The organism is Mesorhizobium sp. M2C.T.Ca.TU.002.02.1.1, assembly GCF_003997225.1.
In genome coordinates this window covers 1-798 of the sequence record NZ_RZTO01001374.1, presented here as the reverse complement: position 1 = coordinate 798, position 798 = coordinate 1, and the positions used below count along the sequence as shown (strand labels likewise).

General features: G+C 66.9%; 1 protein-coding gene. It reads right to left on the bottom strand.

All coding sequences use genetic code 11. The features are described 5' to 3' along the window. Window positions 1-95: 95 nt before the first annotated feature. A partial coding sequence (locus EOD07_RS36185; RefSeq protein WP_127238493.1) for an aliphatic sulfonate ABC transporter substrate-binding protein occupies window positions 96-798 on the bottom strand: 703 nt, incomplete at its 5' end.

Below are 798 nucleotides of genomic sequence, written 5' to 3'. Positions count from 1 at the left end.
GGCTTGGTGATGCGGTCATGGCTGACACCCGGGCAAAGACAGTCGAAAACAAGGGCAGCGCCGGGACGTTCGCCGCCCGGCGCCGTGGAAGGAAATCAGTTGCCAGGCGCGGTCCAGACGGCGTCGGATATCCGCACCGCTTTCGGGATCAGCCCAAGCTTGAAGAAGCGGTCGGCCGTCGCCTGCTGGCCGGCGACGATCTCGTCGGTGATCGGATAGATGCCGAACTTGGTGCGGTTGGCGGCGATCGTCTGCGCGTCGAGCGGCACGCCGGTCACCTCATGCAGCGCCTCGGCCACCTTGTCGCGGTTCTGGTCGGCCCATTTGGCCGCGTCGCCGAGCGCGGCGATCGTCGTCGAGACGAAATCCGGATGCGCCTTGGCGAAATCCTTGTTGGCGAGAAAATAGGTGTTGACCTTAAGCACGTCGCTTGAGCGGGCAAGCACGCGCGGCTGGTAGCGGGTCTCGGCGATGGCGAAGAACGGATCCCACACCGCCCAGGCGTCGATCTGGTCGCTGGCGAAGGCGGCGGCCGCGTCCGCGGGGCTGAGATAGACCGGCGTGACCTGGTCGAAGGTGATGCCGGTCTTTTCCAGCGCCGCGACCAAAAGATTATGCGCGCTGGTGCCCTTGCCGACGCCGATGCGCTTGCCCTTGAGATCGGCCAGCGACCGGATGGGCGAGGCCGGCTTGACGAAGATCGCCTCGCCGTCGCCATTCGACGGCAGCGCCGCCGCATAGACGATGTTGGCGCCGGCCGACTGGCCGAAGATCGGCGGCGCGTCGCCGGTCCAGCCG